A 5,766-nucleotide genomic window follows, 5' to 3' on the forward strand; every position below is an offset into this window, starting at 1 on the left:
CAACATTAATTATGATCGGGAGATCTATTTAATGGGTACGGGAGGCCATCGAGGAGCAAAAGCCTATGTAGCCAACAATGTTAGCCTGAAATTGCCTGGGGTTAGTGCCAAAGGATTACAACTTTTGGTGATGGAAGACAATTTTATACAGATTGACAACCTTATGGACGTCGATGTGCATGGAATTATAGGTTATAACCTTTTTAACCGATTTGTGATAAAAATTGACTATGACCGCAGTCAAATTACTCTTTATGAGCCTTCTTCTTTCAAGCCTAGAAGAAGTTATACAGAAATACCGTTAAAAATAGAAAATACAAAAGCCTATCTTCAATCGGACATTCTTATAAATGAAAAGAAAATTCCAAGTGCTCGCCTTATGTTAGATACTGGGGCTAGCCATTCGGTTTTGCTGGATTCCGGTTCCCATGAACATGTTGTACTTCCTTCCAAAACACTTCCCAGCATCCTAGGCTGGGGAATTAGTGGACCTGTAAGGGGGCATTTTGCACGAATTAACAAACTTCATCTAAAACATTTCTCCTTTGATCAAGTCATTAGCTCCTTCCCCCAAGGGACCTCCTACTATTCCCTTGTAGAAGAAAGTGGAAGGCAGGGAACCCTAGGTGGGGAGATCCTTAGTCGATTCGTGGTTATCCTTGATTATTCCAGAAAGAAAATGTATTTAAAAAAGGGTACTCGTTTTAGAAAAAAATTTGAACACAACATGAGTGGAATGACAGTTACGGAAAGCGAGGAAGAATTAGGAGCATTTTTCGTTTTCAGTGTCCGTGAAAACTCTCCTGCAGACCGAATTGGAATTAAGGAAGGGGATATCATCACCTATGTAAATGGCAATAAAGCCGAGAGGATCAAAATGTCAGATTTTAATTTACTGTTACGATCCAAATCTGGGAAAAAAATTAACTTAAGAATCCTTAGAGATAAAGAATTAGTTAAAAAGTCATTTCGCCTACAACGTGCTATATAAATTACTTTCCTTTCTTTGGCTCCTTATCTTTTCGCTCCTCAAAAAGCATTCGAACAGAAGGAGAATAGGTGTCCTCGTATTGCCCGCTTTTTACTGCCCAAAAGAAGGAAGCTAAAAATATAATAGCGACACCCACACTTAAACCTATTAAAACTAAAATCACAGACATGGTAACTTCTTTTTTAACTATCTCAATTTTATAATTATTTCTTTTAAAAACAGATTATTCAAATTAAGCAAGAGCTTTCATTGATTATTTTCACCTTTATAATTAAAATTATACTATGACATTCTAAGGAAATTAATAAAATAATATTCTTTAAGATCCCGCAACACGGCCACTTAATTTTTGAAGTCTTTGACAATTTTCTTTTAGGATTTCAAATATCGGGATCCCATCAATTTTGCCATTCCTGAGGTAAATATGACTACAGTTAGACTACTTAATGGCATTAAAACAGCCGCAAATACTGGACTTAAATTTCCACTTACGGCAAACATGAGTCCGACTATATTATATAAAAAAGAGATAACAAAACTGGCTATAATAATTCTTTTTCCTATCAAGGATAATCGTATAAAATTAAAAAGATCTTCAAACCGACTTGCATCTAAAATCGCATCGCATGCTGGAGAAAAGGCCATAATATCCCCTGTTACAGCAATTCCTACATCACTTTGTTTCAAAGCCCCAGCATCATTTAAACCATCTCCCACCATTAAAACCTTTTTTCCCTTTTGTTGCAACTTTCTTATATATTCCAATTTATCAGAAGGGGATTGTTTGAATTGCAAATCGGTTTGTGGAGGAAAGATTGAAGCTAAAGTTTCCTTTTCTCCATTATTATCACCTGAGATTAAAGCCAATGAGAAATAATTTTTAAGCTGGTCTACCAATGGCTTTAAACCTTTTCGGTAAGAATTGGACAACAAAAACCTCCCACGAGTCTCTTTCTCAAAAGCCACATAAATACTGGTAGATTTGTCCCTTGAATCAAGATAAATTCGATCTGAATTGTTTCTTAAGGCTACATAACTCAGCTTTCCCAACCGGATTTCTATTCCATTTACTCTCCCACTTATTCCTTGACCTTCCTCCTCTATATAATGCTCAACCATAAAACCCTTCGCCCCTTCCTGCTTTAAAAACCCATCGATTTTCCTGCTTAAGGGATGAGTAGATTGAGAAACCAAAGACTGAATCAATTGTTTATCTAATTTGTCCAATTGAACACCTTCAAAATGAATAGATTGATCCTTTGCATCGGTTATTGTGCCCGTTTTATCAAAAACAATGCTATCTATTGAAGCCAGCTTCTCCATGACATGTGAATTTTTCAAATATAAACGATGTCTACCAAACAACCTGCTAATACTACCCAGAGTAAAAGGGGTAGACAAAGCTAATGCACAAGGACAAGCCACAATCAAAACTGCTGTAAAAACCTGCAAAGCCAATCGACTATCAACTATCCACCAGAAAGTAGCAGCCAGAAAGGCAATAACTAATACTACCAATGTAAAATACTTACTGATCCTGTTAATTAAGTTTTGATGTTGATCTTCACCCTCCTTCACAAAAACATCACTATTCCATAAGCTAGTAAGGTAACTTTGAGAAACTTCCTTTTGAATGATTAATCTTATGGTTTGTCCCAATTGTCGGCCTCCTGCATAAATATAATCTCCCTTCGATTTCGAATCAGGCTCGGCTTCTCCCGTTACAAAACTGTAATCTATTCGGGCTTCTTGGCTAACTAAAATCCCATCTGCAGGAATTAGTTCTCGGTTTCTTACCAGAATTTCATCGCCAACTTTCAGATCATTAACAGGAACATTTTCCACTTCTTCCCCCTTCATTCGGCTTATAGCAAGAGGGAAATAAGATTTATAGTCGCGGTCAAAGGAAATGCTATCATATGTTTTTTGCTGAAACCATTTTCCTACCAACAAAAAGAATAATAAACCTGCTAGAGAGTCAAAATAACCTGGTCCGACATTCCAAAGAACTTCTATAGCACTTCTAAGAAACAAAACCAGGATCCCCAAACTAATAGGAACATCTATATTGATATATGCCTGGCGAAGGCTTTTCCAAGCAGAAATAAAATAGTCAGAACTACAATAAAATATAATTGGAAGAGATAAAACTAAATTGATATAGGTGATAAAATGCCGAATATGATTGTCTATCGTTCCCTCAAAACCAAAGTATTCAGGGAAACTCAACATCATTATATTTCCAAAACAAAAACCAGCCACACCAATTTTGATGTAAAGACTACGGTCTTTTCTCACCTTCTTTGGCTTTCCATCATCTGAAAGACTAATATTGGGCTCATAACCAATGGAAGTCAATAACTCCAACAGCTGTCGTAAACTTAGAATGGAGGGGTCAAAATCAAGGGAGAGCTCCTTCTTCATAAAATTAACCCTTGAATATCGAATTCCTTTTTGAAGTTTATAAAGGTTTTCCAACAACCAGATACAAGAACTACAATGGATTGTCGGAATAAAAAATATTACTCTGCCTAATTGATCATCAGCATAATTCAACAATTTTTGTTGGATTTTTGGATTATCTAAAAAAGCAAAACGGTCGGAAATTTCCACCTCCTTCACCTTAAGACCTGGACTACTTTCCAAATCATAATAATTTCCTAATCCATTGTCCTTTAGGATATCATATACCGTTTTACAGCCCTGGCAACAAAAGAGATGATTATCAAAATCTAACTGTTCCTTGCCCAAATCTTCCCCACAATGATAACAAACCGTCTGATTGGAGGTTAATAATTCTTCTTGCACGCTCATCAGTTATGCTTTACGCAAAACTGATATAATCCACTGAAAATCAAAATGAGGGCTCTCAGTGATAAACATGATTTTTATCATTAAATTTATCGCAATTGGACAAAAATCCTGATTCAGATTTTAGGGATGGGACAAGAAGGAAGGGTAAAAGAGCCCTATAAAGGAATTAGAATTTTCTAAAAAAACGCCTTAGCTTACGCCGACTTAAACGATACGTCCGGTAAAAAGTGTTATGGGTTTTCTTTAACTTAATCACCTTTAATAAGGTGAATCCAAGTTTATCAGCAGTTAATCCTTGTTTTAACAAAAAATCCATAATACCAGAGGAAGGCATTTCCTGTTTGTGAGAGGTCTTTAATAAAATCACAGGAATTTTATTAATTTTTTCAAGTTTATGCTGTTGAAGCTTATGAATAAAGCTTTTAATGTTTTTTCGACCAAGTGTATCATCCAACAAAATACATTGAGGCTGATATTGAAATACTCTTTTTAAACTATCTTCCAGTGTAAAAGCTGTATAAATAGTAAATTCTTTTCTTTTAAAATCTCTAAGCATTTCATAAACAACACTCAAATGCGAAGGGTTATTTCCTGCCAACAAAATGCTGGTCATTGTTTTTCCTAATGTAACTTTTTGTAAAGAAGAAGGGGTGCTTTTTGTAAAATTATTCATGGTGGGCCTTTTGAGGATGAACAGTGGGATTACTTCAAACGGTGATAAAGCATTAACCAAAAGTTGACCTTTCTAAAATAATAAAAATCAACTAAAGAAAGTTTTAAATTTTTATATTATTACTTATTATTTTCATATTTATACATCATTCATTTTTTAGCTTAACTTATAACAAAATAGAAGCCCCATTTCCTTAATTCCTCAGATTATGCAGGAGGTTACCATCATAGGTGGAGGTATTGCAGGTTTAGTAAGTGCCTTACAATTGGCCAAAGCCGGATTCAGCGTAAATGTAATTGAAAAGGGCTCTTATCCCTCTCATAAAGTATGTGGTGAATATATTTCCAATGAGGTCATAGGATTTTTGAAATCATTAGATGCCTACCCTGAACAATTAGCCCCTGTTGCAATCCGACATTTTCTTCTCACCTCCCTTAAAGGAAAAAGTGTGCGCATGCCCCTTGATTTAGGTGGTTTTGGCATAAGTCGATATGCTTTTGATTCTTTTTTATATAAAAAAGCACAAGAGGCCGGAGTCCGATTTATATTAAAAAACCAGGTCATTGGAATTCGCTTTTTAAATAACTCCTTTAGATTGACTCTCGCGAACGGGCATGATTTTGCCTCCCAAATTGTAATAGGTGCATTTGGGAAAAGGTCGAAATTGGATAAACAACTAGACAGGCCTTTTATTCAACACCGATCCCCATTTTTAGCTGTAAAATACCACATACATACCAAGCATCCTTCCGATACCATTGCTCTACACAATTTTGAAGGCGGATATTGTGGCATAAGCGAGGTTGAAAATGGAAAATTCAACCTTTGCTACTTGGGACGAAGGGAGCATCTAAAAAAATACAGAACCATAAATGAAATGGAAAACCGCATATTAAAACAGAATCCTTTTTTAAGAGATATTTTTGATACTGCCGAGTTTTTATTTCCCAAACCGCTGGTGATAAATGAGATTTCTTTTGGAACGAAAAGTCCAGTAGAAAATCATGTTTTAATGACGGGGGACAGTGCTGGACTTATCACTCCACTTTGTGGAAATGGAATTGCCCTAGCCATTCATTCAGCCAGGATTTTGGCTGAAACAATTATTCTTCATTATCGAAAATCTTTTTTTAATAGACAGGAAATGGAAAAAAACTATTCTAATCTATGGAATCAACATTTTTCCAGAAGATTATGGTATGGAAGGCAAATTCAAAGGCTATTTGGCTCCTATCTTTTAACGGAAAGCAGCATTGCCTTAACGGCATCCTTTCCCTTTATTGGTAAG

At 35.6% G+C, this 5,766-nt stretch carries 5 protein-coding genes; 2 read left to right on the plus strand and 3 right to left on the minus strand.

Annotation, left to right across the window (positions count from 1 at the left end; translation table 11 throughout):
* Window positions 1–991: PDZ domain-containing protein (locus E1171_RS08840; RefSeq protein ID WP_155205646.1), on the plus strand; the 991-nt coding region annotated here is incomplete at its 5' end.
* Between the two features lies 1 nt (window position 992).
* Here E1171_RS08840 and ccoS read toward each other — a convergent pair.
* The 3 genes from ccoS to E1171_RS08855 form a co-directional block, all read right to left on the minus strand.
* On the minus strand, window positions 993–1,160 hold the full coding sequence (gene ccoS / locus E1171_RS08845; protein ID WP_155205647.1) for a cbb3-type cytochrome oxidase assembly protein CcoS: 168 nt from the start codon (window positions 1,158–1,160) through the stop codon (window positions 993–995).
* Window positions 1,161–1,363: 203 nt separating this feature from the next.
* Entirely contained in the window at window positions 1,364–3,805 is a 2,442-nt protein-coding gene (locus tag E1171_RS08850) for a heavy metal translocating P-type ATPase (protein WP_155205648.1), read from the minus strand.
* 166 nt (window positions 3,806–3,971) lie between these two features.
* On the minus strand, window positions 3,972–4,478 hold the full coding sequence (locus tag E1171_RS08855; RefSeq protein ID WP_155205649.1) for a response regulator: 507 nt from the start codon (window positions 4,476–4,478) through the stop codon (window positions 3,972–3,974).
* A 208-nt stretch (window positions 4,479–4,686) separates the two neighbouring features.
* Between E1171_RS08855 and E1171_RS08860 the strand changes: the two genes are divergently transcribed.
* A partial coding sequence (locus E1171_RS08860) for an NAD(P)/FAD-dependent oxidoreductase (RefSeq protein WP_155205650.1) occupies window positions 4,687–5,766 on the plus strand: 1,080 nt, incomplete at its 3' end.

The sequence above is a fragment of the Xanthovirga aplysinae genome, from assembly GCF_009711365.1.
Taxonomy (GTDB): Bacteria; Bacteroidota; Bacteroidia; order Cytophagales; family Cyclobacteriaceae; genus Xanthovirga; species Xanthovirga aplysinae.